The 25,808-nt window shown below is 51.7% G+C and carries 32 protein-coding genes; 19 read left to right on the forward strand and 13 right to left on the reverse strand.

Annotation, left to right across the window (positions count from 1 at the left end):
• Positions 1 to 100 precede the first annotated feature (100 nt).
• Positions 101 to 1,114: a plasmid replication initiator RepA gene (repA, locus tag FOY96_RS22220; protein ID WP_143347791.1), complete on the forward strand. Its 1,014-nt coding sequence runs from the start codon at positions 101 to 103 to the stop codon at positions 1,112 to 1,114.
• 878 nt (positions 1,115 to 1,992) lie between these two features.
• Positions 1,993 to 2,799, forward strand: coding sequence for a DUF4225 domain-containing protein (locus FOY96_RS22230; protein ID WP_143347792.1), 807 nt, complete (start codon positions 1,993 to 1,995; stop codon positions 2,797 to 2,799).
• Here FOY96_RS22230 and FOY96_RS22235 read toward each other — a convergent pair.
• The 7 genes from FOY96_RS22235 to FOY96_RS22270 all read right to left on the reverse strand — a co-directional run bounded on the left by FOY96_RS22235 (position 2,774) and on the right by FOY96_RS22270 (position 7,567).
• The gene (locus FOY96_RS22235; protein ID WP_143347793.1) at positions 2,774 to 3,100 is read right to left on the reverse strand and encodes a hypothetical protein; all 327 of its coding nucleotides are present in this window, start codon (positions 3,098 to 3,100) and stop codon (positions 2,774 to 2,776) included. The two genes, FOY96_RS22230 and FOY96_RS22235, sit on opposite strands and share 26 nt — an antisense overlap.
• A gap of 131 nt (positions 3,101 to 3,231) precedes the next feature.
• On the reverse strand, positions 3,232 to 4,002 hold the full coding sequence (locus FOY96_RS22240; protein WP_143347794.1) for a TraX family protein: 771 nt from the start codon (positions 4,000 to 4,002) through the stop codon (positions 3,232 to 3,234).
• 349 nt (positions 4,003 to 4,351) lie between these two features.
• The gene (locus FOY96_RS22250; protein WP_143347795.1) at positions 4,352 to 4,849 is read right to left on the reverse strand and encodes a hypothetical protein; all 498 of its coding nucleotides are present in this window, start codon (positions 4,847 to 4,849) and stop codon (positions 4,352 to 4,354) included.
• Positions 4,850 to 4,861: 12 nt separating this feature from the next.
• Positions 4,862 to 5,356: a thermonuclease family protein gene (locus FOY96_RS22255; RefSeq protein WP_143347796.1), complete on the reverse strand. Its 495-nt coding sequence runs from the start codon at positions 5,354 to 5,356 to the stop codon at positions 4,862 to 4,864.
• A 59-nt stretch (positions 5,357 to 5,415) separates the two neighbouring features.
• The gene (locus FOY96_RS22260) at positions 5,416 to 5,775 is read right to left on the reverse strand and encodes a helix-turn-helix domain-containing protein (protein ID WP_032663667.1); all 360 of its coding nucleotides are present in this window, start codon (positions 5,773 to 5,775) and stop codon (positions 5,416 to 5,418) included.
• A 260-nt stretch (positions 5,776 to 6,035) separates the two neighbouring features.
• On the reverse strand, positions 6,036 to 7,322 hold the full coding sequence (locus tag FOY96_RS22265; RefSeq protein ID WP_143347797.1) for a hypothetical protein: 1,287 nt from the start codon (positions 7,320 to 7,322) through the stop codon (positions 6,036 to 6,038).
• Positions 7,319 to 7,567: a hypothetical protein gene (locus tag FOY96_RS22270; RefSeq protein WP_019725036.1), complete on the reverse strand. Its 249-nt coding sequence runs from the start codon at positions 7,565 to 7,567 to the stop codon at positions 7,319 to 7,321. Before FOY96_RS22270 ends, FOY96_RS22265 begins: the two co-directional genes overlap by 4 nt.
• A gap of 582 nt (positions 7,568 to 8,149) precedes the next feature.
• On the opposite strand from FOY96_RS22270, the gene FOY96_RS22280 reads away from it, so the two are divergent.
• From FOY96_RS22280 to FOY96_RS22295, 4 genes are all read left to right on the forward strand, one after another.
• Positions 8,150 to 8,512 (forward strand): hypothetical protein, encoded by a 363-nt coding sequence (locus tag FOY96_RS22280; protein WP_143347798.1) that lies wholly within the window; start codon positions 8,150 to 8,152, stop codon positions 8,510 to 8,512.
• Positions 8,513 to 8,542: 30 nt separating this feature from the next.
• Complete coding sequence (locus FOY96_RS22285; RefSeq protein ID WP_017694188.1) at positions 8,543 to 8,872, forward strand: hypothetical protein; 330 nt, start codon at positions 8,543 to 8,545, stop codon at positions 8,870 to 8,872.
• Positions 8,873 to 8,919: 47 nt separating this feature from the next.
• On the forward strand, positions 8,920 to 9,318 hold the full coding sequence (locus tag FOY96_RS22290; protein WP_172620542.1) for a hypothetical protein: 399 nt from the start codon (positions 8,920 to 8,922) through the stop codon (positions 9,316 to 9,318).
• A gap of 80 nt (positions 9,319 to 9,398) precedes the next feature.
• The gene (locus FOY96_RS22295) at positions 9,399 to 10,187 is read left to right on the forward strand and encodes a site-specific integrase (RefSeq protein ID WP_143347799.1); all 789 of its coding nucleotides are present in this window, start codon (positions 9,399 to 9,401) and stop codon (positions 10,185 to 10,187) included.
• Between the two features lie 304 nt (positions 10,188 to 10,491).
• On the opposite strand, the gene FOY96_RS22300 is transcribed toward FOY96_RS22295, so the two are convergent.
• A complete protein-coding gene (locus tag FOY96_RS22300) occupies positions 10,492 to 10,815 on the reverse strand; it encodes a hypothetical protein (RefSeq protein WP_261783797.1) in 324 nt (107 codons plus the stop codon).
• Between the two features lie 268 nt (positions 10,816 to 11,083).
• Here FOY96_RS22300 and FOY96_RS22305 point away from each other — a divergent pair, with 268 nt between their 5' ends.
• Positions 11,084 to 11,893: a DUF2971 domain-containing protein gene (locus FOY96_RS22305; protein WP_143347801.1), complete on the forward strand. Its 810-nt coding sequence runs from the start codon at positions 11,084 to 11,086 to the stop codon at positions 11,891 to 11,893.
• Between the two features lie 517 nt (positions 11,894 to 12,410).
• Positions 12,411 to 12,506, forward strand: a complete 96-nt coding sequence (dqlB, locus tag FOY96_RS23225; RefSeq protein ID WP_282440866.1) for a DinQ-like type I toxin DqlB — start codon at positions 12,411 to 12,413, stop codon at positions 12,504 to 12,506.
• 214 nt (positions 12,507 to 12,720) lie between these two features.
• Here the strand turns inward: dqlB and FOY96_RS22310 are convergent, their stop codons facing one another.
• Together FOY96_RS22310 and FOY96_RS22320 are read right to left on the reverse strand one after the other, a co-directional pair.
• Positions 12,721 to 12,939: a hypothetical protein gene (locus tag FOY96_RS22310; RefSeq protein WP_143347802.1), complete on the reverse strand. Its 219-nt coding sequence runs from the start codon at positions 12,937 to 12,939 to the stop codon at positions 12,721 to 12,723.
• Between the two features lie 731 nt (positions 12,940 to 13,670).
• Positions 13,671 to 14,954: a DUF1173 family protein gene (locus FOY96_RS22320; protein WP_127850004.1), complete on the reverse strand. Its 1,284-nt coding sequence runs from the start codon at positions 14,952 to 14,954 to the stop codon at positions 13,671 to 13,673.
• A gap of 206 nt (positions 14,955 to 15,160) precedes the next feature.
• On the opposite strand from FOY96_RS22320, the gene FOY96_RS22325 reads away from it, so the two are divergent.
• Entirely contained in the window at positions 15,161 to 15,787 is a 627-nt protein-coding gene (locus FOY96_RS22325) for a ParA family protein (protein WP_032300957.1), read from the forward strand.
• Positions 15,788 to 15,831: 44 nt separating this feature from the next.
• Positions 15,832 to 16,059: a hypothetical protein gene (locus FOY96_RS22330; protein WP_032663682.1), complete on the forward strand. Its 228-nt coding sequence runs from the start codon at positions 15,832 to 15,834 to the stop codon at positions 16,057 to 16,059.
• Between the two features lie 953 nt (positions 16,060 to 17,012).
• Here the strand turns inward: FOY96_RS22330 and FOY96_RS22340 are convergent.
• From FOY96_RS22340 to umuD, 3 genes are all read right to left on the reverse strand, one after another.
• Positions 17,013 to 17,735 (reverse strand): replication initiation protein, encoded by a 723-nt coding sequence (locus FOY96_RS22340; RefSeq protein ID WP_029403849.1) that lies wholly within the window; start codon positions 17,733 to 17,735, stop codon positions 17,013 to 17,015.
• Positions 17,736 to 18,225: 490 nt separating this feature from the next.
• The gene (locus FOY96_RS22345; protein ID WP_143347803.1) at positions 18,226 to 19,497 is read right to left on the reverse strand and encodes a Y-family DNA polymerase; all 1,272 of its coding nucleotides are present in this window, start codon (positions 19,495 to 19,497) and stop codon (positions 18,226 to 18,228) included.
• Positions 19,497 to 19,928: a translesion error-prone DNA polymerase V autoproteolytic subunit gene (gene umuD / locus FOY96_RS22350; protein WP_045337362.1), complete on the reverse strand. Its 432-nt coding sequence runs from the start codon at positions 19,926 to 19,928 to the stop codon at positions 19,497 to 19,499. Before umuD ends, FOY96_RS22345 begins: the two co-directional genes overlap by 1 nt.
• Before the next feature lie 232 nt (positions 19,929 to 20,160).
• Here umuD and parM point away from each other — a divergent pair, with 232 nt between their 5' ends.
• From parM to FOY96_RS22395, 9 genes are all read left to right on the forward strand, one after another.
• Positions 20,161 to 21,132, forward strand: a complete 972-nt coding sequence (parM, locus tag FOY96_RS22355) for a plasmid segregation protein ParM domain-containing protein (RefSeq protein WP_127849944.1) — start codon at positions 20,161 to 20,163, stop codon at positions 21,130 to 21,132.
• A 2-nt stretch (positions 21,133 to 21,134) separates the two neighbouring features.
• On the forward strand, positions 21,135 to 21,797 hold the full coding sequence (locus FOY96_RS22360; RefSeq protein WP_143347804.1) for a plasmid partitioning/stability family protein: 663 nt from the start codon (positions 21,135 to 21,137) through the stop codon (positions 21,795 to 21,797).
• Positions 21,798 to 21,800: 3 nt separating this feature from the next.
• Positions 21,801 to 22,064, forward strand: a complete 264-nt coding sequence (locus FOY96_RS22365; RefSeq protein WP_045295152.1) for a hypothetical protein — start codon at positions 21,801 to 21,803, stop codon at positions 22,062 to 22,064.
• Between the two features lie 143 nt (positions 22,065 to 22,207).
• Entirely contained in the window at positions 22,208 to 22,588 is a 381-nt protein-coding gene (locus FOY96_RS22370; protein WP_058691308.1) for a hypothetical protein, read from the forward strand.
• A gap of 594 nt (positions 22,589 to 23,182) precedes the next feature.
• Positions 23,183 to 23,875 carry a DNA methylase gene (locus FOY96_RS22375; protein ID WP_023327695.1) on the forward strand — a complete coding sequence of 231 codons (693 nt, stop codon included), beginning with the start codon at positions 23,183 to 23,185 and terminating at the stop codon, positions 23,873 to 23,875.
• Positions 23,872 to 24,093: a hypothetical protein gene (locus FOY96_RS22380; RefSeq protein WP_008502213.1), complete on the forward strand. Its 222-nt coding sequence runs from the start codon at positions 23,872 to 23,874 to the stop codon at positions 24,091 to 24,093. Before FOY96_RS22375 ends, FOY96_RS22380 begins: the two co-directional genes overlap by 4 nt.
• A gap of 55 nt (positions 24,094 to 24,148) precedes the next feature.
• Positions 24,149 to 24,571: a DUF1380 family protein gene (locus FOY96_RS22385; protein WP_069733703.1), complete on the forward strand. Its 423-nt coding sequence runs from the start codon at positions 24,149 to 24,151 to the stop codon at positions 24,569 to 24,571.
• Positions 24,572 to 24,925: 354 nt separating this feature from the next.
• Positions 24,926 to 25,354, forward strand: coding sequence for an antirestriction protein (locus FOY96_RS22390; protein WP_069733704.1), 429 nt, complete (start codon positions 24,926 to 24,928; stop codon positions 25,352 to 25,354).
• Positions 25,355 to 25,396: 42 nt separating this feature from the next.
• On the forward strand, positions 25,397 to 25,807 hold the full coding sequence (locus tag FOY96_RS22395) for a DUF1380 family protein (RefSeq protein ID WP_032664463.1): 411 nt from the start codon (positions 25,397 to 25,399) through the stop codon (positions 25,805 to 25,807).
• The last annotated feature ends 1 nt before the right edge of the window (position 25,808 follow it).

Consider the following 25,808-nt stretch of genomic DNA (forward strand, 5'->3'; position numbering starts at 1 on the left):
TCAGATATCAGGGGGTCCAAAAGCAGGCGCGTTGCCTGTGAAGGATTATAACGCATGCACCATAGAAAACAACACCCGGCCGCCATAAGAACAGGCCGCCGTGAATGACAATCAGATTTCTGTTCACTGGTCAGATCTACCGAAAGATGAGCTAGCCCGTTTCTGGCAGAATGTCGATGCCGGCACTCAGGGTAATTTCCTCATTGCACCGGTCAAAAAACTGACCCGCCGCAAACGCGGTGAGCATTCCACAAAAGCCAAATGTGAGAACCCGGCCTGGTATCGCCCGGAGCATTATAAAAAGCTCTCCGGACAGCTCGGACATGCCTACAATCGCCTGGTGAAAAAAGACAAAGAAACCGGGCAGGTCAGCCTGCGCATGCATGTTTCTCGTCACCCTCTCTATGTCGCCGGCCGCCGTAAGGCGGGACGTAAATATGGCTTCCGTCCGGAACGTCAGCGCCTGCTCGATGCGCTCTGGCCAGTGCTCATCAGCTTCTGTGATGCCGGCAAGCATACCGTCGGCATGTGTATCTCCCGTCTTGCAAAAGAACTCAGTGCAAAGGACGCAAAAGGCAATGTCATTCCTGAAACGGAGGTGACAGTGTCACGCCTTTCACGGCTTATTGAGGAACAGGTACGGTTTGGCGTTCTGGGTCTCGCGGAGGAACGCGCCTGGGATCGTGAATCCCGCACCTGGCTGCCAACGTATGTCTATATCACCCCTGTGGGATTCCAGATGCTGGGCGTCGATATGGACAAGCTGTTTAAAGAACAGGAGAAGAAGCTCCGTCAGAGCGCCGAGCGTGAGCAGCTGATCCGGGAAGGGGTGATGAGCGAACATGATGATGTTCAGGCCCACTCTGCGCGGAAATGCTGGTCTGGCCGTAAGCGTCAGGAGGCACTCGTTTACCGCCGCAAAAAAGGCGCGGAGCGTAAACGTGCCAACAACCTGATTAAGCTGCCGGCAGATGAACGACTTCATGCAATGTCTGAATGGATTTATCGCACCATGCCGCCTGATGAAGCGTACTGGTGCACATCTGAGCGCCTGAAGGCGCTGGCCATCCAGCATCTTTACCAGCTGGATCTGGCGCTTTCTCCACCGGACTAGTCACAGACGACACAACAGTCTTCTTGTTTACAGGCCCCTCACCGGGGCTTTTCGTGCTTGTTTTTTTCGGCCATTCTGCTCATTTTTCATCCTTCACTCCTTTCTTCTTCCGGTCACCATGACGCTCTGCCGGTCGTTATGGCCCGCAATGGCCACAGTCTCTTTTTTTTACACAGAAATCCGCAAACGAATAAGTGAAGTAACCCGGAAATGAATAAAAGACATTCCGCAAAACAGTCTTACTTCACCTTTTTTATCTCTCTGTTCATTACATTCCAGAGTAGATCTTTGTCTTCGGCCACTCTGTGGATAACGTAAAATGCCTTCGCATGCAGCGGCCTCACGGCCGCGCGCTCAGAAGGAAATCAAAAGTACCTCCCGTCGCAAGCGCCGGGCCCCGTTCTCGCCAGAACCAGGCGCCGCATACATACCTGACCCCTGCTAAACCGACGCCGCCCCGGCCCGAAGGGCCGGAACACCCTCGCTTTAAGAGGGATGTTGTAACTAGTATCAAGAGTAGCTGTAGTTAAGTCGCGGTAATCCCTTCATACACGCTCGTAAGCGCCTAACGGCGCTAACGCGGAGATACAGCCCGTCAGCGGCCAGAGGCCTTGACGGACTCACTCCGACCGCGCACATTAGCAATCGGAAAGCTTTTAGCGGGTATAGCTTTGCAGGGAAAGGGATGGGATTGGCAGAACCTATCAATCCGTAACGGCTGATGCCGGTTACGACGCCCCTCACCAGAATCACCCAGTTCAGCTCTGGCTGGCGTCTCCATGCCGCTTCGCGGCATACATTTACCCTTTAAAGCAGGGTTGCCTAAATCCGGGAGCGCGATAAGCTTTAACGGGTGATTTTCAATCAGGATGAGAAAAATGGATATAATTCTTCCGGGAAACAAAAGCCAGGCACGAGTCTGGGCAGAAACCATGATTAATCTGGAGGCCCGCAAACTCGTCAATACCGCTAATATTGTTGGCGCCCGACATCTGGGGGATGGATTGACGCGTCTCAAATTCATCGATGAAATTAAATCTGTCATTAATGGCGAATTTGAGCGTGCCCGGCGGGCAAAGTCTGACGAAGAGTGCATGACCTGCCTGCGTAACCTGCAGGCCGAAAACACCAGTCTGCTTGAGCAGAGCCGTCAGCTCCAGACCGGTTATGCGAAGCTATATGCCCAGATCAAATACGTCAGGGATGAAGACCGGATGGTCGGTTATGTCATCTCAGGAATTAAAGTGGTGCTGGCAGGTATGCAGGGCGTATTTGGCTTCGTGCTGACTTCCTCAATGACCCCCGTTGGCGTTCTTGCCGGGGCTATTCTGATTGTCGACTCGGCCAACACGATAACCCGTGAAGTTGGTCGTCAGTTCCTGAATGAACCTGACACGCAGGGTATGTTTGGTGATGGTGCCATGAACATCGCTAAATTCATGGGATTTGAACCGTCAAAAGGGTTGGGGATATACAACGGGATCGCGCTTGCAGGCAATATCTACAGTGTCTATGGATTAATGGCCAGACCTGGAACATGGCGTCTGTTTAACTATATCAGCACCGATTTTTACCGGAAAATCGACACCATGTCCCGGGGCAAACTGACAATGAAAATTGTGGGATGGGGGGTAAAGGCTAAGGTTGTTTTCGATCTGATCACTTCTGATGACGCTGGGAAATGAGATTCCGGCGGTAATGCCATGATTTATAGGCAAGCTTCAAAGGCATGGTAATCGTAAACAGAGTGCCAAGAACAAGAATAGCCACGCCAAAGGAAATGGCATGCATCCTCGAGCCAGCCAAAAGTGTGGCCACAAAAATCAGTAACATGACTGACAGCACCCATATCAGGGCCTTAAAACGGTTTGCCAGATCGCTCAGCAGGGTATCCATCTCCGTACCCGTTTTAGCTGAACTGGCCCGCAGCCGGACAATGTCCTCTTCACTGAAGCCGTGGTTCGTCAGATCACTTTCATGGTTCATGCTTCTCTCCTTTTCCCTGCGGGAAGTTTAACATGCCCTGCGCTAATAACCAGTTAAGCCCGACCGATAACCTCTCAGGTGGTTACGGGCTATCAGCTCTTTCTCACTGATAGCCATCACGTCATCCTAAGTCAGCCAAAAGCAGACTGTACCAGACCAATAATCCCCAGGTGGCCGGCGTAACCATAATAAAAGAAATTACGCGGCATGAAACGCTTGCGGCCCTCCGGACAGATTTTCCTGCAGAAGGAAACCACTGCCAGGGGGAATGCCAGAGTAGGCAGCGTGGCCAGTAATAATGTTTCTGCGGGCATATCCAGGAGATGCGATAACCCGTTTAAACAAATCATTGACAGCACGGCAGTGATGGCCGCCAGACGCTGCACTTCGGGTTTTTCGTTGCCAGAAACGGTTGCCATACTGATGGCCAGCGTTATTCCTGCCAGCCCGTAGCTTGCCGGCTGCAGTGGCCAAATCATGAGGGCCAGGAGCAGATATCCCACAAACATTCCTTTCAGGCCGTGCTGGTACTGCAGGGCAATCAGCTGCGTGACGCCGGCAAACACGAACAGAATGTTCAGGGCCCACCAGGGCTGGTGATGCCAGAAGGCCAGGCTGAACACCGGCTGCGTGATGACTGCCCAGATCCACAGACGATTGGCTCTCTTCTGAAGTCGTTCCGGGGTGCGCTGTACGTTCATCGCCCATATAAGCGTGAACAGGGGGAAGGCCATCCGGCCAAGCGCATACATCACCGGCAAGGCTGGCGACAGAAACACCGTATTGATGTGGTCGATAATCATGGCCAGAAGTGCGAGAAGTTTGACCATATCGAGAGCTGCGGGACTGAGCTGGCTGGCGTCCCGGATACTGGGAAGAACGTCGGGTACTGAATGATTCATGCTGTAGATTCCCCTTGCGACACGCGGTTAACAGCCAGCCCTGAACATAATGCCAGAATGCCCTGCCGGTTTGCGTTGTGACCCTGATCTTTAGTTTCTCCAGAATTTTGCGCACTGCAAATTCTGATTTATCACGCAGCACGCGCATTGCGCCTGCCACATCCTTATTCTGAATACAAATACTTAAATTATGAAAATCGTTCACACCGCCCCCTTTCTTACTCTCTTATTATCGGCCGAGTGAATATTATATTTAGTGCAGTAGGATAATTCCTAATAAAAATTTTATATTACCACCCCCCAACTTTAGTCATATTATTGACCATACTTAATGGTTGACAATGGTTTATTAATTATTTGCATTGCTTGCTGATGCCTTTGCCCTGACCAGAGCGAAATCTTCACGAATAGATTTCGCGGCAGGCTTCCACCCTTTAGCCCATTCATCGTTCATACGGCCTTCACTGACAATTTTCAGGGTGATGGCATAAGGGGTGCGCTGCAGTTTCTGCGACAGCCAGAGTATATGATCATCGATTCTGTCATACGGAATATCAGCAATAATCGAATGAATAAGGTCCAGGTCCTCCGGTGCCCACGGTTTTCCTGAACGCGGAAACACTTCATCCGGAAGGCGTGGTTTTTTTTCCTTTTCTTCTTTTACCTGTTTCTTAGCTTCTTTTTCCGCAGTGATGAGGCGTTGCCGTTCCGTTAAGCCTCCCAGGGTTGCAACCGTCCTGACCATATTTTCGCGCTGCTCACGCGTAATATTTACTTCACTGCATATAATGGCATTTAACGTATCGATAAGAATTTCCAGTTTGCTTTCGGTTAATTTGAAAGTCATACAATAATCACCTTAATTTTTATTCGTTTTTTGCTCATCCTGATGCAGACTACGCCAGCGCCACGGCTCTGTCTGACCCGGTTCTGACCAGAGTCCGACTGACTGACGGCGGGCTTCGGCCTCCAGAACAGCGTAGTCTGGCCGGACGGGATTTCCGTGGTACCGGTATGCCCAGGCCAGGCCTTTGCGTACCTGTTCGGCATTTACATCCGTCATACCAAGCCATATGGTACCCAGCAGGCGTCCATAGCGATCCGCTTCACTTCCCGTGACGGTTACGGGCCGCTGAGCCACCATCGATGAGAGTTCCTGACGTGAACGCTGGCCAAAGGGCTGGCTCTTTTCCGGCGCATCGATGCCAGCCAGGCGAACGCGCGTCAGTCGGTTTCCTGGATCAAGTATCTCAACGGTATCCCCGTCCAGCACGCGCACAATCCGGCCGCTGATATCTGCACTGGCCGAAAACGCCACAACGAACAGGACCAGTGAGCAGAACTTCCGTTTCATTATTTATTATCCCCGGTTGCATACCCTGCGGGTATTAAGCTCGTAAATTTCAACTCGGCTTATCCTCCTACGAGGCTTTTTAAAGGAATGCCAAACATTGAATGTAATTTCCTGATCATGGGCAGCGTAAGATTACGTTTGCGGTTAAGCACTTCATAGACCCGGTTAGATTTTCCAATTGCCGGCTCAAGATCTTTTACTGTCAGCCCCTGCTGTTCCATCCTGAATTTAATAGCTTCAATCGGGTCTGGGGCTTCGACAGGAAAGTGTTTGTTTTCGTATTCATTAATCAGCACACACATGATTTCGAAAAAGTCTCCCTCCGGGGTATCGGCAGGAGGTTCGTTATCAAACATAGGTTCTACAGCGCGCAACGCGGCTTCATAGTCCTGTTCAGTTTTAATTGGTTTAATCTGCATAGGGTTTACTCCAGGCTGACAGTTTCAGGATCTATCTTGTCATCTTCTTTATGCGTACCAATAATTTTCGAGACGGTTTACGAAGCTTCTGAAGGAGCAAACTTTCCTTGTCATTCAGCTCCTCTCCATTCTTCAGCTTTTTAAATATTATCTTGTATCTCTTCTCTCTTCTCCATGTATGAATACTGATCAGCACTGCGGTTGATGCAATTATCATGGCAATAATTGATACATAAATAGATATATTTTCTGGCAATTTTTTATTCCTCATGCAGGTGAGGGAATGAAGACGTACCGGCCACTGCTCCGGCGTCGTTCCACACAATCACCCTGACCAGATGTTCCACCACCTCCGGCCCCGTGTAGGCGGCCAGGATCGACAGCACCCGGGCGCCCGCGTCACGGGACAGCGGACTCCGGAACCCGAATCCGTCCGTCATCAGGAGCCACTGCAGACGTTCCGTCCAGCGTTCGCCGGGTTTGCGGACCGGTGAAAACACAATCTCCGTCAGCTGCTCACGGTTGCAGTACAGCTGGCGCTGCTCCAGTTCGTCCAGCAGGCTGTTCAGTTCGCGCCGGTCAGCGTCTTCCTGGTTCATCAGCGGCCAGCGGATAAGCCGGATGAGCCGGGAAGCCTGGTCCGGCGTAAACCCGAATCTGTCCAGCACCGCAGTCAGCTGCGGGCCGGTCTCCTCTTCATGGCGATCCGAGCGCAGGGCGCCAGGCGTCCCCTCCACGGCTTCAGCCAGCGCAAGGAAACGTTCCTGTAACGGTTGTTCCTTATTATGCGTGCCGGGTTTCACAGTTTTAAGCTGTTTCGGGTTTGTGGCGGAGAGTCCTGCCACATCGTACTGTTGCAGTGTCCGGAGTAACTGCTGGTACCAGGATACCGCTGTGGATGAGGCCTGTCCGCCGGGAAACTCTGCGTGCTTCAGGTCAGGTGTACCCTGTTCAGGCGCGGTGCTTTCGTTGATCTGCATACGGACATCAATGCCGGCATCGTGACAGGCCTGTAACCACTCCGCCACGTGCAGGGGGTCACCTTCCAGGCGTGTCACCTGCCCGGCCGCGTTCCACAGCTGCAGGCAGGTGGTGCCGTCGAGACGGATAACGTAGTCGCCCCGGCTTGCCATGTGCCAGCGACCGTCCAGCGCCACCGGCCGGTCGTCACCGAACCTGTCAGACTCGTATACCGGCTTCATCCGGACCAGGGGAAGAACCCGGACAGCCGTCGCGCGCTGCTCTGCCTGGACGCGCGCCTGTTCGTCAGCGAGAAGCGGGGCGGCCAGCGCCCGGCCGGCGTCCGTCAGCTCAACAGCCAGCTGCAGGTTCGGCGCACGCAGGGTTCGCAGCCAGCCCGCAGCTTCCATGCGCCGGCAGGAGGCACGCAGGTTTGTCCCGTACACCGGGGCGTCCCCGCCCTGCTCCAGCACCCGCTCGATATCCCGCGTGGCCACCGGCCCCGGACGTTTCGCATCGAGAGCGGCCAGCACAATCAGCACCCGCCGCTGCAGTGGCGACGGACGTCGGGATTTTTCCCGCATCATTGTCCCTCATTCCTCTGAGAAATGAGCGTTTTTAGCCGTTTATAGTCTGCTTCGACCCGTGTTGTGGACAGGCCAGTGTGTCCACGCAGCGCCAGGAGATACCAGAAACGGAGGATGTCATGAGCCTTGTTCACTTCCCAGACATAATGGGTTCCATCCCTGCGAAAATCGCATTGCTTTATTTCCTCTTCTGCCATCTGCGTCATCTGCTCATAGCTGAGTGAAAACGTCATTTTCTGATCCATCCTGCACGCTCCGTCTGATAATGTCCGGCAAGGTTAAAAATCATACTTCATATGATTAATGTATTAAATTGCATACATCATATCAGATATGATTTCGTGATTAATGATAAATATCATATGTAGTATGATTTTATGCTCATGGTTTAATTATCATATCCTTTGACGGATTCCCGCCGTGCAGATCCGAAAATTGTCTGTTCCGGATCTTCTCTCCGGCCCCCGGCGCGCTGCGGGGAAAAAACACAAGATGTGCCACCCAATCAGCTGCGGTCTATTCTATATGTTGTGTTTTCCCCCTGCCCCGTGACCGGGTGCGCAGCAGCAGATATTGCCGCTTTGCTTCTTCCGTGTGCGTGGTACACTTCCGGAAAGTTGTGATACGCCATAAAACCGGATCTGCCGGAAACGGCTCTCCGGTAATTTAACGGCGTGGTTATATGTCTGCTTATTATCAGCCTGAAAATGATGACGGCAGGGAAAAATCATCCGGGTGACAGACTCAGGGTTGTGCGCAGTGGGTTGTGCTGCGCGTCATAATTACTCTGAGTGACTATTTGCCAGCAAACCAGAAAGGAGATCAGGATGGGACGTTCAGTACCGGTGAAGATTGGTCAGAAGGAATATGAATCCAAAACTGCAGCTATCAGCCACTACATGAATCAACGTACAGATGTGAAGGCTGCAGGTATCATTTCAGAAGGTGACTATTTTGAGGAGCTGAAAGAACTGTTCACCCTCTATTGCGACAGTTGTCCGGGATGGGAACTGAACGGCCGCCTGATTAAACATTTCACGGTTCAGAATGAACCTCGTTTTACCAATGGCCGCTGGGTATCGCATCCCTGCTACAAGGTCCAGCTGAGCAACGGTGAGCTGAGACCGTTTTCGATAGAAAAGGCGATAAACGCCATCGTAAAAGCTGCTGCAGCTAATCAAAAGAAATAGAAGGCGGTATTTCTCAGTAAAGGAAGGGTTATGTGTGATTTATGCAGGGCGGACGGGAATTACTTCCATACGCCGGAATGTGTGTACGACCAGCTGGCCAGTGAGTATCCCGTGATGTGGCTGCGGGACTCGACCCGGATTGGCGCCTGCTACACCCTCCGTGAACTGCTGTCGCCGGAAGGGATGGTGCTGGCCATACAGAACGCGCCTCCCGTGACGGGATGGCGGCTGCGTATGCGGTATAACGAGGCCACAGACGAAGAGATAGACCCGCAGCGCGGGGACTGTATTGAGCTGCTCTCCAGGGCTGACGCCCTGCAGGCCTTCAGGTCGTTGCGGGAAGGCACCGCATCAGCTTAACCGAGCGGTCCACACAACAACCCTTTAGCCAGTAAACAGGAAACGAGATGAACAGAACCGATGGCGAACCAGAGACAGAAACAGACGTGATGGCCACCGCTTTCAGCACCATGCGCAAGTACGGCATGAATATCCTCACCGCCACCCAGCATATGGATATTAATGCTTACGTGAAATCCGATCCGCGGATGCCGAGAACGCGGCTGCGCCGCTACCTGGGCCAGTACGGTCTGCGCGGTGAGGCGCTGAACAGGGAGGTCAGGCGTATCGTTGCCGGACCAGAACGTCGCGACAGCAAGCTGCAGGAAGGGATTTACCATACGTGGCCCTATGGCTGGGAGCCAGCGGATTTCACGCCGATGATGCGACGTATCTTTCGCGGAAAGCGTACCCGTCACCTGATGATGTTTGATGAACTGCCTCAGTTGTTTGGCAAATTAGGATAAGCCGGAGTGAACCGGGAAATAATGGCTGCGCAGGCAGCCGGTGAGCTCGTAGAGCAGCTGCATGACAATGGAGGCATAAAATGATGCCAGCACTGCAAGGCCATACCGGGGCTTTTTCCTCTGCTCAGTTGCCGGTGGCCATCGATTACCCGGCAGCGCTGGCACTGCGCCAGATGGCGCTCGTTCAGGACGAACTGCCGAAATATCTGCTGGCGCCGGAAGTGAGTGCCCTGCTCCACTATGTACCCGATCTCCACCGCAAGATGTTGCTGGCCACTCTCTGGAATACCGGCGCGCGCATTAACGAAGCGCTGGCCCTGACACGGAGTGATTTTTCGCTGGCACCGCCCTACCCGTTTGTGCAGCTGGCCACGCTCAAACAGCGGGCGGAGAAAGCGGCCCGAACGGCCGGCCGTGCTCCGGCCGGTAGCCTGCCTCATCGTATCGTTCCGCTTTCCGATCCGCAGTATGCCCGCCAGCTGGAGATGATGGTGGCCACCCTGAAAATTCCGCTGGAGCGCCGTAATAAACGCACCGGCAGAACCGAGAAGGCACGCATCTGGGAAATCACCGACAGGACGGTCCGGACCTGGATAAGTGAAGCCGTTGATGCGGCTGCCGCCGACGGGGTGACGTTTTCGGTGCCGGTCACCCCGCACACGTTCCGGCACAGCTACGGGATGCACATGCTGTATGCCGGCATCCCGCTGAAGGTGCTGCAGAGCCTGATGGGTCACAAGTCGCTGAGTTCGACCGAGGTTTACACGAAGGTCTTCGCGCTGGATGTCGCGGCACGGCACCGGGTTCAGTTTCAGATGCCCGAGGCAGATGCAGTCAGTATGCTGAAGGCTCTGAGCCCGGGACAATAATCGCTTACTGTCATACATAGCATACATGAAGCAAGTACTGAACAGACTCACGGTTACTGTTTCAGGTCAATGAGAATAAATACGATCACCAGAAATATTTTCTGGACACTTTTTCCGATAGTGCCGAAATGTCCAGGATGGATAGCATTTTTTGTACATTACTGGGACGTTCTGCTCCCGATGGGGGCATCAAAAACGCCGCTGTGATGTCCTGGACAGAATCACCTGAATGTCTAACCGCGCGGGATTAATCCGAGTGGGAATGCAGAACCGACCGGGCTACGCTCCGGCCGGAACAGCAGTTCTAGATCTTGCTCTTACAGTAAGCGATAAGTACCGAGACGGATAAGGGTACTGTTCCGTCTTCCATTGGCCTTGAAGGAATGAATTTTGTTTTTCGAGCAGCATTCGCTTTAGCTACGTTTCGTTGCTTACTGACCGGGTTAGTAGTTTTTTGGTGGGCTAATTTTTTGAAACTATCAAGCCAATGTGCATATTCATTACCTACAGCTCCAATCAGTTTTTTTAGATCGGGGTCTGTTGCTCTATTATAAAAATCTTCCATTTTATTCATATGCTGACGAGTTGTTTTCTCTTCATTCAGCGCATCAAGTACTTCCTGATACATATCAATCTCCGCTAATTTAAAAAGGTGATTAGAGCATGTTTTTAATATCTGGGCAAAATCACCTGAATGTCTAGCCTGGCGCAGGGATTACGTATCAGAGAGTATTTGCCAGCAGCTCTGCGACCGCACCGGCGCATCGATGCCGGGTTATGCCAGCAACATTGCCGCTGGCCGCGCAGCTGCTGCGGACGAAATGCTAGCACGGTAAAGGCTGAACACAGTATAATCCCGGCCTGAACATTGTTATTGAGCAGAGCGGATACTCAGCATGAAACTATACCATTATACTGATCTCAATGGACTGAAAGGCATTATCGAAAATGGCTCACTGTGGGCGACTAATCTTTATTTTCTTAATGACAGTCAGGAATTGCTTCACGGCATGGAATGTATCCGAAAGGCAATCCCATTTATCACAGACAGCCTTCCGAGGGATTACGTAAATTACATTGTCGAGTCAATGAATAAGTATGATCTGAGACAGTCAAAGAATGCTTATAACATTTCCTTTTGCCTTGAGCCTGAATTGCTGAGCCAGTGGAGAGGTTATGCCAGTTCGCAGGGAGTGTGCCTCCAGTTTGAGAGCGACGATCTGCTACAGTCTCTTAATTTCGATGATTGCGAGTATGTTTCGAACAAGGTGATATATTGTGAGAAGGGAGAAACCATACAGGCTAAAGAACAAATAATTAACTTCTTTAATAGTCTGAAACAGGTGGAGAATGAAGAACACCGGATGCTTTTGGAACCTCTTCATGCTGCAAAATTTGCCAGTACGGTAACACCCTTCTTTAAAAATGACCGGTTCATGGAAGAAAAAGAGTTCAGGTTTGTTCTGTATCCCATAAAGGGTGTCCATGAAATTAATTTCCGCGTCGGGAAAAATGGCCTGATACCCTATATTGAAATTAAAGCCCATCAGGGAGATAAGTACCGGGGGAGAATGCCGATAGAAAAAGTAATCATCGGTCCTAGTTCTAATTCCGAGTTAATGCAGAACGGAATCAGAATGCTACTGGATCAGTACAGATACAGGAATACTGAAGTGGAATTATCACAGACTCCATATCGTGGGTAGTTGCGCAGAAACACCTGAATGTCCAGGCTGACGCGGGGATTACGTATCAGAGAGTATTTGCCAGCAGTTCTGCGACCGCACCGGCGCATCGATGCCGGGTTATGCCAGCAACATTGCCGCTGGCCGCACAGCTGGAGCACACCATTTGCCAGCACAATATGGGCGTAAAAAAACCGACTGGTGAGGTCGGTTTTTTTACTTCGGCCTGAGCAGGAACCCTGACCGGTTGAGAACATCATCATCTAACGCTTCAATAATATTACCTTTGGGGTAATTTCTCAAGTATGGGGTAGAAGTCAAAGATACACGCTGTATAATCATCGGGTTAGCGCTGTGATATTTTTGCTCCGGAATCGCACATGAACGATTTTAAAGCCCTGATCAGTAGTACAGGTGGTGCTGTTAACTGGTGCTCTGGCCGGAGTGAGAACATCATCATCTAACAATGAGATATGCTTCGCGACAGGCAATGTAAGAGTAAGCGGAGTCTCTCTCGCTCCATTTTATGGAGAAACGGATGATTAACCTGTTAATCATCGTTCTGCGGGCTGTAGTCGCGTGTGCGAATGCGCTGATTGCAGTTCTGGAACTGATCCGCGAACTTATCGACTGATAAGACCGGAAACGTAACTAAGGGCGAAGGGGTAACCACTCTTCGCCCTTTAATATTTATGGACAGAATTACCTGAACGTCCAGTGTGGTGAGAGGATTACGTAACAGACAGGGTTTGCCAGCAGTTCAGCGCATCCGGAGAGGAAGGTACGCCAGCATTTTTGAGCATGGCCGCGCAGCTAAAGCTGACGAAACGCCAGCAATTCTATAGGGATTAAATACGGGAAAGAAGATCATTCAGAAGATGTGGTGGAGGGAGTTGCCCAAAGACAGTATCATGCAGTAATAATTCTTCCTTTGTTGGATTTAATATGTCCATAAATAAACCAGGGCAAACATTCCATTTTTTTTCAATTACACCAATCCGGTAGCATTCAGTAATTTCATAATGACCGGTACTTACTTCGGTATAAAAGTGCATGGCTATTTTCATTAATATTTACTTATTTTGCAGGGTGAAGAGTTATGCAACGTGATGGTTACAGGAGTACCTTTAACGTTCCAGCGAACTCCCCTGTGCCACATGGGTTTCCAGATGTGCCCTGTCACTTTCACATCCGGTGCGCTGGCTACAGCCGCAAATAGTGCGGGGGCGCTATCGACATCATCAGGGATGAAATTGTGCGACAGCGGAAAATGTTTGTTCATCGTCCGGATGATGGCTGTGAGTGCGTCCTTTGTTCGGGCGCGATGCGACCATTTACGAGGGCCGTTCGATTCAGTAATAGTAACGGTTATCATTAATACCTCACGTCATTCCTTACACTGATTTTATCCGTGATGATCAGCTTCTGCCAGCAGAGCTGGACAAAATTACCTGAGTGTCCAGATCGACGCGAAGAACCCACAAGAGGAAGGCAAAGAGACTTAAGTTGCACAATAGAACAAACACTCACAAGGAGTTTTAAATGGTTCTATTACTCGATGCGTTTCTGTCTGCCCCGCTTATGTCTCAATGTGCTGCCACAGTTTTTCTCTTGCTGCTTATATGGCTAAAAAAGATGGAATGAGTGACAAACGTCCAATGTATTTTATCTACGCCCCGCCATCACATACTTCGTGGGCGTGAAGTTTTGCTAGGCAGCAGAACAGGACGCTATCACCTTCCCGCTGAAGTACTGCTGCGGGAAGGTAAACCCCTTAGACGCGGCGGCGCATTAATCATCATTTAATGATATCATGATACAATGATTTCATTTTCTTGGGTAAAAGCGATTCGATACTGTCTACAGATGTTCGAGTTGCATCCCATGATAACCAACCAGTTTCGCCATAATTTGCGTTGTACCATCTTTCCTTTACCATCCGATGCTCCTGATAATCAGGAGTATTCATCCCCCATATTTCCACAGGGATAGGTAAATGGTTATCTGTAGAAACATCAGTGAGGCAAAAGTCCGCGAGATATTCATGAGTGGATGAATCATAACGTAGGGGTTTGTAAAACGATCGCTCCAGCTCGAATAGCTTTTGTTCAAACGCCCCTTCATTCAATGAATCAAGCGGTATGTAGCGATCACTTACCATCATCAGGGCCAGCTGTCTCACCTGGGCTGATTTTGCGCCAGGAACATCCGTAACAGCTATTACAAATACCTTCATACCTTTTATCCAGCCATTCACCGCAATTGGAAATCTGTCTAACGCAGACTTCCATCTGGCATCATCAAGTCCCAGAAAAGGCATGCCGGAAAAGTCACGTACAGGAAGTCGATTTAATCCATCCATGTAACTTTCAGAGAACTTTGCAAGCTCAGCAATAACTACAAGACGTTGTTTATTAACTTTCGCACGTTCGACAGTCATGCTGTTTCTTCTGCTATCGCTGGAGTTCGTGTAGGCCGGAGTGAGCAGAACGTCAGATAACTTTGTTTTGCCTGCTTCTATCTTTTCTGCCTGCTTAAACAAGTGATAACCCAGTTTGGTGGATGAACGCATACCGTCCATTTTAGGTACCCATGTGTTATAGCTGGTTGTCTCCCAGAGAAAATGTAGAAGACCAAGAATAGAAACAGTGTCGCGTTTATTGTTCCGTGAAGCATCACCAGAACGCAGAGAACTATCTATGGGTGTTGACGGACCGGTTACCTGCAACGGGTAATCAAGCTTAATATTGATTGTTCCATCCGGCTTCTCTTTCAATGCGTCCTGTGTATAACACCCCTGCGGCCCTTCAGGACTGAGGCTACTATAGAATCTGCAGTCCTCTCTGTGTTTTATACCCGTGAGTGGGAATCGAGCTAAATGATGTTTCTCCACTCTGAGCCTCACAGAGAGTGGCAATTCTTTACCCGTACATAAGCAAGCGGCATATGAATTACAGTCTCGCGACTTTTTAAGAGCCACCTGGAACGGTGTCGTATTCGATGAATCATCCTGCCTGTCGCCACCAAAATAAGCAGGCGCAGAGTTATCTCCAAAGTAGATTTTCAATGTGTACTGTTTCATAAACTATCCTCGCGCACTTAATCATGAAATCATTACATCATGCTTTCATTGTTTGGTAATGTATTACTATCAGTTAGTTACGTAAATCATGCTATAATTATATCATTAAATCATGATTTCATCTTGTTAAGTTGTTCGATTTTGGGCAATATGAGAAGTGGGATGTATGTGTTTAATGAAATCATGATTTAATGAAGGTGGTATATATGGGAAAGGTTATATCGATCGTTGGTCAGAAAGGCGGAGGTTCAAAAAGTACCAAAGCCAGAACACTTGCTGTTGGGTTTACTGAAGCTGGATGGAAGACTCATCTGGCGGACATAGACACGAAGCAACAAACCTCTCTGAAGTGGACAGAACGACGCGAGAACAATGGTCTAAGCCAAATTGACTGCGCTCTTTACCGCCGGGTAGATACAGCTGTCAAAATGAAAGATAGCTGCCATTTGCTTATCATCGATGGTCGTCCTGCAGCAGAGACAACATCACTGGATGTGGCTGATGAATCTGATCTCGTTATCATAACCACTGGGACCACAATTGATGATCTGGAACCCTCTCTGGAACTTGCCCGCGAATTGATTAAAAAGGGCATTGAGAAAAGCAAAATCGTATTCATTGTCGCAAAGTCACCATCTCAGTCACAGGGCGAAAAAGCTCAGGAGACTATCAAGGCGTGGGGCTTCAAAGTTCTCAATACAATCATTCCATTCAAAACCAGTTACGGTGAGGCTCTGGATGCGGGGCGTGCCCTCCATGAAACTCCTTTCAAATCCTTAAACGAAACAGCAAAACAAATGATCGAAGAAATTCATGATATCATTAATTCATGATAGCATGATTTAAAGATTTCATTATTTTGGATATGAGGAGTTCTATGAAAGCCCCAGGAAAATCAATAAAACTTGCGCCTCCTAAGGAGGATGAGCCAACTCTGGATGTTACCGGAAAGGGAGCTGCGCCGGATTCGTCGGTTAAACCTATCCAAATCAAAGTGCCGGTATCTAAGCATAAAGAGATGAAAGCTTACGCGGCAGAACAGGGAATATCGATGACAGATATGCTCCTTGCAGGATATGAAATGTATCGCAATAAAATGAAATGATGAAATCATGATTTCATTTCCAGGTTAACCACTCAGACCCCCGCCTTCATGAAAGGATGAAATCATTATTTCATCCTTTCATCTAAGTATATGCACTCTAATCGCCTGTCACCTCGCTTACTAAAAAGTACAAAGCAACTTAAAGATTGCATGAAAGCATGAAAGCATGAAAGCATGACTTCATGCTTTTTTTTATGGCTGCTACAGATTTTCTTATCTAGTCATATCTCTTTGCCGCACAGCTGGGACTCAAGATTAATCTTTGCAGACTCCGGCCGCAGATCATTCAGCCATAGAATCGGTGTTCTATGGGAAACAGGTCAACTTTGTAGCCCCCCGGAATATGGGAAACAGGTCAACTACACAGACATCCCGGAATATGGGAAACAGGTCAACTACACAGACACCCCGGAATATGGGAAACAGGTCAACTTCACAGACATCCCGGACTATGGGAAACAGGTCAACTTTGCGGACGGCCCGTAATGTGGGAAACAGGTCAACTTCGCAGACGGCCCGGACTGTGGGAAGCAGGTCAACTTCGCAGACGGCCCGGACTGTGGGAAACACATCAACTTCGCAGGCGGCACGAACTGTGGGAAACAGGTCAACTTCGCAGATGGCCCGTATTGTGGGAAACAGGTCAACTTCGCAGACGGCCCGGACTGTGGGAAACACATCAACTTCGCAAACGGCACGAACCGTGGGAAACAGGTCAACTTTATGGCCAGCAGGGAGTGTGGGAAACACGTCAACTTCGCGGACAGTCATGACTGTGGGAAACAGGTCAACTTAATAACTGGCCGGGACTGTGGGAAAGAAGTCAACTTAGAGGGCAGCCCGAACAGTGGGAAACAGGTCAAGTTCGGCATGTAATGTGGGAAATACAGCAAGTTTAGTATCCCCCCAAAAGTAAGAAACAGTCCAAGGGGGGATATAGGATAAATTTCAGATTATTGTTTTTTATCAAGAAAATTAAACAGTAAGCGACCATCTTCTTCGGTTGTATAACTTACCTTTAAGGGCGTCTTCTCATTAATTTTCTTCAGCGCAGGTTCCAGGAAGGTACGTTTCATTTCCGCAATATTGTTCTTCTGCGAGGTTGGAAGCATAAACCTTTCACATAACCAGTCATGTGTGGTGATCCAGACACCAGTGCTCCGGAACTGACACAGGCTTTCATAAAGCCGGATGACACGAACACTATTGAGCTGGCCGCAGTCATAGAGAGAATAGGTTGTGAACTGGGAGGTTAAGCCAACAAGGAATGGCATGACCTTGTAGTTAAACTCAATCTGCCAGGAACCCCGGCCTCTCTTCATTCCTGCTTCAGCAAGCCAAGGACGTTTAACTTCTTCAAACTCACCTTCTTTTGGATAGAAGGTAACCGTTGATTCGCCCAAAGCATTTACCCCAGCCTTTACATCACGACTGGCGACAGACGTAGCGACATTGAAGTATTTGACGTAATCGGAAACGCTAATTTTGAAGAGAGGTAATACGTCAGAATCATCATCCTGACTGTCGTTGAAATAGGCCTGCATAAGGCATAACCACAGCACACGTTTTGCCTGAAGAGGCAAGTAATATGCGGCTTCGGTCAATTCGTTAGATTGCTTTATACTGGCGCGTTTTTTAAACGTTTTAGTAGCTGGCAAGAGTGCTTGAGTATCCATTCCAAGGCCTATGGGTAAATTATTATTCACCCATAATGACAGTGAAAACAGAAATTGCAAGCTATCACGTTACTTATCCACTGGGAAAATATGCAATTTATCCACAAGTGGATAATTGAGATCTAAACTTGACCTGTTTCCCATAGCTTGTTGATGCATATCCCATAGCTTGTTGCTATGGAACCCACAGATACGTGATTAATTACCCATAATATGTTAACCAGTTGCCCATAATGAACTCCTCTCAGGGCGCGCTGCATGCGGCTTTCAGGCTCCCTAAAAGGAGTAAAATAAAGAAAAAAGAATTAAAAAAGACTTTATAAAAATATACCCGTGGATAAGTGGATAAAGCTGAGTGGGGTATCCATTTAACACCGAGCGTAAGCAGAATTTATCCGTGCAGTTCCCTGGTGCTTCCTCGCTCACTCGCGGGCTTCGCCCTGTCGTTCGGCTGCGGCGAGCACTACTGGCTCTCTCTGAAAAGCGAAATTTAACCGATCCTCGCTATGGGGATATCTTTCCAGCGTGTGGTGTACGCAGGGGAGAGCATATCGCGTTTCATCTGCCATGCAGGCGCAATCCCTCGTCCTGCAAACCAGACCTGTCCCAGCCCGGAATGATTAATGCCATCGAGAACCTTCATCAGCTCAGCGCTGTGAGGACGTGGTGGACGTTCGTCGAACAGCTGCAGCTGCGAAACGCCGGAGCCGGTGAAGTCATTCAGCATCACACCGGCTTTAGCATACCGGTGCCCGTCCTTCCAGATACGCTCCAGAGCCGTTGTGGCGGCCGCAATGATGTCCCGGGTGTCCTGAGTGGGGGTAAGCAGTTTCTCCGTGGCCACGTTGCCGTAGTAAGGCTCTTTAACGGCGAACGGAGACGTTTTGATGAATACGGAAATATGCCGGCAGTACTGGCGCTCTTTACGCAGCTTTTCTGAGGCCCGTTCTGCGTACTGACAGACAGCCTGGCGCAGCGAATCGTATTCAGTGATCTTCTCGCCAAAACTGCGGCTGCAGACAATCTGTTGTTTAGTAGGCGGTGCTTCTTCAAGCGACATGCAGCTTTCCCCGTTCAGTTCGCGCACTGTTCGCTCGAGAACGACGGAGAAATTTTTCCGGATGAAGGCCGGGTTCGTCAGGGCCAGATCGAGCGCGGTCCTGATGCCAAGAACATTGAGCTTGCGTGCAATACGGTTTCCCACGCCCCAGATCTCTTCGACCGGCTGCAGTGAAAGCAGTTTCCGCGTTCGCTGAGGATTCCCCCGGGTCAGGGCGAGCACGCCACGAAACTGTTTCCACTCCTTTGAGGCCCACTGGGCTGATTTTGCCAGGGTTTTCGTCGGCCCGGCACCCACGCCGATGGTCAGACGGGTACAGTCATACACGTGCTGGCGCAGCTGCCGGCCGAAGTCCTCCAGGTCCATGCAGCGCTCAACGCCGGTCAGGTCGAGGAACATCTCGTCAATCGAATACTGTTCCACCCTGGGAGCCAGCTCCTCCAGACAGCTCATCACGCGCGCCGACATCGAAGCGTAAAGCTCATAATTGCTTGAAAAACAGTATATTTTTTCCGGGTAAAGCTCGTTCTTTATCTGGAACCACGGGGTGCCCATTTTTATCCAGGGCTTCGCCTCGGCGCTGCGTGCGATCACATTTCCGTCGTTGTTGCTCAAGACGACGATCGGCTTTCCTTTCAAATCCGGGCGGAAAACGCGTTCACAGCTGGCATAAAAGCTGTTCACATCGGCCAGGGCAAACATCAGTACATCTCCCTCGGGCGGTGGATGATGTGGGTGACGACGCCAAAGATATCCAGATCGTCCGGGTCGGGATAAATCGGCGACCAGGCGGCGTTCATGGGCTGCAGCGTCAGTCGTGGCGTCAGCAGCAGCCGTTTAACCGTAAATTCCCCCTGCACGCTGGCCACAACAATATCGCCGTGCCGGGGCTTCTCTGCACTGTCCACAACCAGCAGATCGCCATTGTAAAGGCTGCCGTCGGACATGCTGTCACCGCTGGCACGGAGATAGTAAGTCGCGCTCGGGTGCCGTATGCAGTAATCATGGAGATCCAGGTCGGACTCGACATAGTCAGCGGCAGGGCTGGGAAAACCGCAGCTGGCCAGGTCTGCAAACAACGGATGGGCCTGTGGCGGGAGTGCTTTCCCGGTGCTGAAAAGCTGCAGTTTCATCTTTCCTCCTGACGTCTAAATATACTGGTTATGCATACAGTATATTTAACAGCGCGAGGATAATCCAGATCACCAGCTTCATGAACAGGGTGAGTAACCTAAGTTACTCAAAATGCTATTTATTCTCATTGTGAGATATTTAAATTACTCACAATGAGAAAATAAGGCTTTTGTTTTGCCATTTTGCTCTTATAATATGTATCAAATTGAGTTTAATTAACGGAGCATAATGATGAATATTTACTGCGATGATGGTTCAACTAATGTTAAGCTGGCATGGTTTGAAGGAAACGAGCTGCAGACCCGGGTTTCAGCTAACTCCTTCCGGCATGGCTGGAAAGTGGCGGAATTCAGTGCCGCAACGTTCAACTATCAGGTGGGCACGCTGAAATACACCTGGGACAGCGTCAGCCGGGATGCCATCCCAACGACAAACGTGGAATACCAGTACGGTGATCTCAACCTGCTGGCCGTGCATCATGCCCTGCTGAACAGCGGACTTGAGCCGCAGCCGGTGAGCCTGACCGTGACGCTGCCCCTGAGCGAGTATTATGACGGGGACTGCCAGCGGAACGAGGAGAACATCCGACGCAAACGGGAAAACCTGATGCGTGAGCTGGTTCTGAATAAGGGCAGGGCATTTACCGTAACGGACGTGAAGGTGATGCCGGAATCACTGCCGGCGGCGTTCTCCCGTCTCGCCGAGCTGAAGCCCGGACCCGCTGAGACCACACTGATTATCGATCTCGGCGGAACCACGCTCGATGCCGGCGTGATTGTCGGACAGTTTGATGATATCAGTGCGGTACACGGCAATCCGTCTGTCGGCGTGTCACAGGTCACCCGCGCAGCTGCAGGCGCGCTGCGGGCTGCAGACAGCGAAACCAGCGCGCTTATTGCTGACACGGTCATCCGCAACCGCAATGATCGTCAGTATCTGCAGCGAGTGATCAACGATGCCGGAAAAATTGACGATGTTCTGAACAAAATTACAGAGGCAATCACTTCCCTGGGCGCGCGTGTCACCAGTGAGCTGACGGCCTTCAGGAACGTTAACCGGGTATTCCTGGTCGGGGGAGGGGCATCCCTCATTGAAGAGACTATCCGTCAGGCCTGGCCTCTGGCTCCTGACCGTATCGAGGTTATAGGCGATCCGCAGCTGGCGCTGGCCAGAGAGATTGCCCTTTACAATAAAGAGGACTAAACGTGCCGGACGGCCAGTATTCTTTCTATCTTCACAGCGACGATCGCACCGACATCGCGGCGATGGCGACCATCAGCACCATCTCACAGCCCCTGCGCGGTGACTTCATCCGGACCGCCGCCACCGCCGGGGCGGTGATGTACCAGACGGATGCCCGTTTACCGGCGCTGATCCCGGTGTTCTTTGACGGGCATCTGAGCGCCATCCGGCTTTGTGCCGTGATGGCCCTGGTCTCCGGCACCTGGTCTTCACTCTCAGGACTTCCTGATGAGCCTGATGGTGGCGTGGCGGCTCTGGCCATGTCACCGGAGACGGAATACCAGCGCCGGCGTTACACCCTGACGCTTCAGGATGACCGGAGCAGTGAACGGGTTGAGCGTGTGCTGACGGGCGTGTCATCCCGCCTGCGCGGAGAGCTGCTGAGAAACCTGATTATCACCGGTCTGGCCCTGCATACGACCGCACCGGAGCTGCCGCGTCTGCTGGCCAGCATGCCGGTACCGCCCGGCACGGTCAGCGAGCTGCAGGTTCTTGTTCAGCAGATGGCCGGTACGGCTGGCGTGAGTAAAGCTGCAGTACCGGAGAAACCAGCAGAGCCTGCCGCACCGGTATCCGGTGAAGCGACCCGGATAAAGAAAAATATGCGCCGGGCATTCGGAGACTAGAACATGTCAGTGATTAAACAAAAAGCAGAGCAGTGCATTCATAACTTTCTGCGCGCCCGGAACGTGCCTGAATCTCAGTGGCCGGAACGGGTCAAAAAGACCGGCAGGGGAATGATACTGGCAGGCGTTGCCGTCGTGGTTCCCGGTGTTCTGGTTGATAATATCTCCCTGCCGGTGACAATTGCGATGCAGGTATGCTACGCCTCGCTGATCGGCCTCGGTGTTCTCCTGGCGTTTGACGATAAAAAGCCGAAGAACCGATCCTGAGCAGGAACATCATTCAGAATGGTAATCAGACAGCCAGGGAGGGACTGATGCAAAAGGTTAAGAGCGCAGGGCTGACGCTGGCGCGGCCAGCGAGCTGTTGAACTGTCAGGACATAAGGGAGATGAACACAATGAGGAAGACAAATGAAGTGTAATACTGCAATTTTGTTTGTGGCGCTCACACTGGCAATGCCTGGTGCGGTGAATGCCGCAGCCACAGTGGCGGTTCTTGACCAGATGGCCACGAAAAAGCAAAAGGAACGTGAAGACCAGCTCGAAGCTGTGGAACGTGATGCTTTGGCACAGCCGGATGCATGGAAAGCGTATCTACAGGTGTCTGACGCAGTGCCTGCTGATGCCCCCATCATGCTGCAAAACCGCTACCGCAGCCTCGCCATTTCACTGGCACTGAAAGCTGCAATGGCCTGTTCCCCAGACGCTCTCAAGCTCCTCGGGCGTAACGACGTGATAGAGTTTCGCGTACTCCGATCATCGTTAGTCTCAGCCTGCAAAACAGCTAAATAAGTTTCGTGCCAGCTGCCCACTTCCAGATTCCAATCTTCGGCTGGCATTCTCTCAATCCTGTAAGGGGCGCTGAAAAAAAGGACACCATCCGGGGAGGGGTGTCCTGAAGCCATGCAATTCGTTACAGGTGAAAACCCTTAAGATGTTTTCAGCGCTGATAATCACACAATCACTTCACACTTTCACCTGCCATATATCCGACTCAAAAAAAAGACGTCTCCGGTCGGGGACGTCCTGAAATCAAAGGCACACATGTAAGATAACGGCGCGAATCCATTATCAGTGTGCATTCTGCCATACCCTGTCTGACTCATCAGCTACCAGAACCGGTAACAAAGGATGTCGGTTCCCTCCGCCTTATTGCCGCCAGCCGGCGGCGTGTTCAACGCCGTGCCTTCACGCTAACCCGGCCGCTGCGGTCACAAGGGTTCACGTTGTCTCCGTCCTCACCCGTTCGCACCTTTCACGGTGCATTCAGCCCGTGAAAGGCTTGCGCTGCGGCTTGCGGCGTCGCCCCTGCGCCCTCCGCTTTCCGCCGGGTTTTTGTGGCGGCACGGCGCAAGAGGGTGCCGCATATCAGAGAGGAGTGTGTCTATGTCCCGTTTTATCCTGGGTGACTGCGTGCAGGTGATGTCCCGTTTTCCGGCGCGTGCCGTCGATTTTATTCTTACCGATCCACCGTATCTGGTTGGCTATAAGGACCGTACCGGTCGTACCCTGGCCGGGGACAACTCAGCAGAATGGCTCCAGCCCGCCTGTCATGAAATGTACCGCGTACTGAAAAATGACAGCCTGATGGTGAGTTTCTATGCCTGGAACCGCGCGGATCTGTTTCTGAATGCGTGGAAAACGGCCGGTTTCCGGGTGGTTGGCCATATCGTCTTTGCCAAGAGCTACGCCTCAAAATCGACGTTCGTGGGTTACACCCATGAGAGCGCCTACCTGCTGGCGAAGGGAAGGCCGCAAACCCCGGACCGTCCCATCCCGGACGTGATCCCCTGGAAATACACGGGCAACCGACATCACCCGACGGAGAAGCCGGTGCAGAGTCTGCGGCCGCTGATTGAATCGCTCACGCGTCCGGGGGCTATTGTCCTTGACCCGTTCGCCGGCAGCGGCTCCACCTGCGTGGCCGCCGCCGAAGCCAGCCGCCGCTATATCGGGATCGAGATGCTTGAGCAGTACCACGCCGCCGGCGTTCGACGTCTGGCACAGGTTGAACGGGCAAGAAGGATGCCGGCGGCCAATGACGGCGCGTTTTACCCCGACTATCCGGAGGCGGCATGAACTACCCGGGCCTTGAAAACCTGCGCGCGGACGTGGCCGCGCTCAGCAATGCCATGTGTGACGTGCGGATGCTGCTGAACCGCCTCGAATCGCAACACCGGCACGACGCGGCAACGCTTACCGAACGTATGGCTGCGCAGACTCTGCGCCGGATCAACACCCTGCTTCTTGAAGCCTACCGCGAAGCCCTGGTGCTGGACGAAACCTTTCAGGACTGACTGACCCTGCCGGGCTGATGCCCGGCCTGTAACCCCTTACAAGAGAGAAAAAACGATGTATGGAACCCGCGAAGAACTTTGTGTACAGCTTGAAAACATGTTCACGTTTGACGAACCCCTGGTCCTGCTGATCTGGACGGAAGAGGGGATTAGCGTGGCCTGCCGTGAAGCCCAGCCAGAACCGGACGGGGCTGAAATCCGGGAGGTGATGAAGGCGCTAGGCGAAATGAAAATGACGCAATACCGCCAGGAGGGGGTAAATAATCTGACTGTCAGCGAGCTTCTGACCCGCCGGCGCGAAGCGGCAAATCGTCAGGTGAGTGTTCCGGCGGTACTCCTGTCCCGCGTCCTGCGTAACTATGAATGCGAGCTGGAAAACCGGATCGGTATGGCCTGGGAAGCCGGGCGGCAGGAGCCGGAATCCGTCAGGAATGAGCTGAATAACGTTCGCGCCCTACAGGAGGCGCTGGCCGCCTGAGAGAACGCCGGGGTAACGCCCCGGCAACCGGTGGCCATCCACTGCGAAAAGGATGTCAGTGCCTTCCGCTTCTATCCGCCGCTGCCCTCCGGGCCACGTCGGGACAATGAAACTCCCCTGAAGCTCCGTGCGGTGACGGCATGCGCCGTGACTTCACTGTAGCCCGGCCGCATCGGCCACAAGGGTTCGCTGACGCCTCCGTCCTCACCCGTTCGCACCCTTCACGGTGCATTCAGCCCGTGAAGGCTTTGCGCTGCGGCTTGCGGCGTCGCCCCTGTGTCCTCCGCTTTTCGCCGGTCTGTCGTGTCGTCACGGCGATGCCGGAACCGAGAATATGTTAACCGTGGAGGATCTATGAACCAGACCGTGACCTGTGATGCTGTTCGTCTTGAGGGTGCGCAGCGCCTGACTTTCCTGCCTGATTTGTTTGGCGGCGATTTTATGACGTCCGAGGCATCCGTGTACGCCTACGCCCAGCGTTACTGCCCTGAGTATCAGGGGGGATTCTGGCAGTTTTACCGGCTGCCGGAAGGCGGCGGATATATGGCGCCTGACGTGGAGAGCCTGACCCTGTGCAATCCGGAAAACTGGTTTGAGCAGACTGTCAGCGGAGAAGTGGCGGGGATCATCCTCACGGCGCTGGTACTGAATCACCGGAGCTGGCACCACAGTAACCATGACCATGAGGAGCTGTGCCGCCACTTCTGCCGCCGTTATGAGCAGCTTATGGCATTTGCTGATACCCATCCTGAAAGCGCCACCATCTGGCGTGCCCTTGACTGACTGACCACGGGCGGCGATGCCGCCCGACTAAAGGAGAAAAAAATGATTGGTACAGCAAAAGAGATAGCCATCGAAATGCTGCGTGATGACGATAATGACGGCGAGAAATTTGTATTCGCCAGCTGGAGCCGGAACGATATTCGCGGTCTCTGCATTGACTGGGATCTCAGTGATGAAGAGATCGACGTGGTGATGGAAAGACTGGAGGCAGAACTGTATCCCTCCGGATGTGTCCCTCTCATCTACAACATTGTTGAGGTGATGGTGGAAGAAAAACGGAAACACCGTAATGTCACCATTCCGGCAGCGGCGCTTGCGGTGGTGATGCAGCTTGCAGGGAAGGAAATGGAGCGTATCGCCGTATGCGCTGAGGATGGCGGCGGATCGGCAGAAGAAACCCTGAAAGAAGAAAACGACGTCATGTTGAACCTGCGCGCAGCGCTCGATGCCTGAC

Origin of the sequence: Enterobacter asburiae, from assembly GCF_007035645.1 — a bacterium.
Lineage (GTDB): Bacteria > Pseudomonadota > Gammaproteobacteria > Enterobacterales > Enterobacteriaceae > Enterobacter > Enterobacter asburiae_B.

Bases quoted from the DNA above. Each gene is read 5' to 3' on its own strand.
- FOY96_RS22235 (WP_143347793.1), bottom strand. From the start codon at position 3,100: ATGAACCATGAAAGTGATCTGACGAACCACGGCTTCAGTGAAGAGGAC.
- FOY96_RS22280 (WP_143347798.1), top strand. From the start codon at position 8,150: ATGGGACGTTCAGTACCGGTGAAGATTGGTCAGAAGGAATATGAATCC.
- FOY96_RS22255 (WP_143347796.1), bottom strand. From the start codon at position 5,356: ATGAAACGGAAGTTCTGCTCACTGGTCCTGTTCGTTGTGGCGTTTTCG.
- umuD (WP_045337362.1), bottom strand. From the start codon at position 19,928: ATGAAACTGCAGCTTTTCAGCACCGGGAAAGCACTCCCGCCACAGGCC.
- FOY96_RS22390 (WP_069733704.1), top strand. From the start codon at position 24,926: ATGAACCAGACCGTGACCTGTGATGCTGTTCGTCTTGAGGGTGCGCAG.
- FOY96_RS22345 (WP_143347803.1), bottom strand. From the start codon at position 19,497: ATGTTTGCCCTGGCCGATGTGAACAGCTTTTATGCCAGCTGTGAACGC.
- FOY96_RS22395 (WP_032664463.1), top strand. From the start codon at position 25,397: ATGATTGGTACAGCAAAAGAGATAGCCATCGAAATGCTGCGTGATGAC.
- FOY96_RS22295 (WP_143347799.1), top strand. From the start codon at position 9,399: ATGATGCCAGCACTGCAAGGCCATACCGGGGCTTTTTCCTCTGCTCAG.
- FOY96_RS22265 (WP_143347797.1), bottom strand. From the start codon at position 7,322: ATGATGCGGGAAAAATCCCGACGTCCGTCGCCACTGCAGCGGCGGGTG.
- FOY96_RS22290 (WP_172620542.1), top strand. From the start codon at position 8,920: ATGAACAGAACCGATGGCGAACCAGAGACAGAAACAGACGTGATGGCC.
- FOY96_RS22385 (WP_069733703.1), top strand. From the start codon at position 24,149: ATGTATGGAACCCGCGAAGAACTTTGTGTACAGCTTGAAAACATGTTC.
- FOY96_RS22380 (WP_008502213.1), top strand. From the start codon at position 23,872: ATGAACTACCCGGGCCTTGAAAACCTGCGCGCGGACGTGGCCGCGCTC.
- FOY96_RS22340 (WP_029403849.1), bottom strand. From the start codon at position 17,735: ATGGATACTCAAGCACTCTTGCCAGCTACTAAAACGTTTAAAAAACGC.
- FOY96_RS22365 (WP_045295152.1), top strand. From the start codon at position 21,801: ATGTCAGTGATTAAACAAAAAGCAGAGCAGTGCATTCATAACTTTCTG.
- FOY96_RS22305 (WP_143347801.1), top strand. From the start codon at position 11,084: ATGAAACTATACCATTATACTGATCTCAATGGACTGAAAGGCATTATC.
- FOY96_RS22260 (WP_032663667.1), bottom strand. From the start codon at position 5,775: ATGCAGATTAAACCAATTAAAACTGAACAGGACTATGAAGCCGCGTTG.
- FOY96_RS22310 (WP_143347802.1), bottom strand. From the start codon at position 12,939: ATGAAAATAGCCATGCACTTTTATACCGAAGTAAGTACCGGTCATTAT.
- FOY96_RS22325 (WP_032300957.1), top strand. From the start codon at position 15,161: ATGGGAAAGGTTATATCGATCGTTGGTCAGAAAGGCGGAGGTTCAAAA.
- FOY96_RS22285 (WP_017694188.1), top strand. From the start codon at position 8,543: ATGTGTGATTTATGCAGGGCGGACGGGAATTACTTCCATACGCCGGAA.
- FOY96_RS22300 (WP_261783797.1), bottom strand. From the start codon at position 10,815: ATGTATCAGGAAGTACTTGATGCGCTGAATGAAGAGAAAACAACTCGT.
- FOY96_RS22370 (WP_058691308.1), top strand. From the start codon at position 22,208: ATGAAGTGTAATACTGCAATTTTGTTTGTGGCGCTCACACTGGCAATG.
- FOY96_RS22230 (WP_143347792.1), top strand. From the start codon at position 1,993: ATGGATATAATTCTTCCGGGAAACAAAAGCCAGGCACGAGTCTGGGCA.
- parM (WP_127849944.1), top strand. From the start codon at position 20,161: ATGAATATTTACTGCGATGATGGTTCAACTAATGTTAAGCTGGCATGG.
- FOY96_RS22330 (WP_032663682.1), top strand. From the start codon at position 15,832: ATGAAAGCCCCAGGAAAATCAATAAAACTTGCGCCTCCTAAGGAGGAT.
- FOY96_RS22240 (WP_143347794.1), bottom strand. From the start codon at position 4,002: ATGAATCATTCAGTACCCGACGTTCTTCCCAGTATCCGGGACGCCAGC.
- FOY96_RS22375 (WP_023327695.1), top strand. From the start codon at position 23,183: ATGTCCCGTTTTATCCTGGGTGACTGCGTGCAGGTGATGTCCCGTTTT.
- FOY96_RS22270 (WP_019725036.1), bottom strand. From the start codon at position 7,567: ATGGATCAGAAAATGACGTTTTCACTCAGCTATGAGCAGATGACGCAG.
- FOY96_RS22250 (WP_143347795.1), bottom strand. From the start codon at position 4,849: ATGACTTTCAAATTAACCGAAAGCAAACTGGAAATTCTTATCGATACG.
- dqlB (WP_282440866.1), top strand. From the start codon at position 12,411: ATGATTAACCTGTTAATCATCGTTCTGCGGGCTGTAGTCGCGTGTGCG.
- FOY96_RS22320 (WP_127850004.1), bottom strand. From the start codon at position 14,954: ATGAAACAGTACACATTGAAAATCTACTTTGGAGATAACTCTGCGCCT.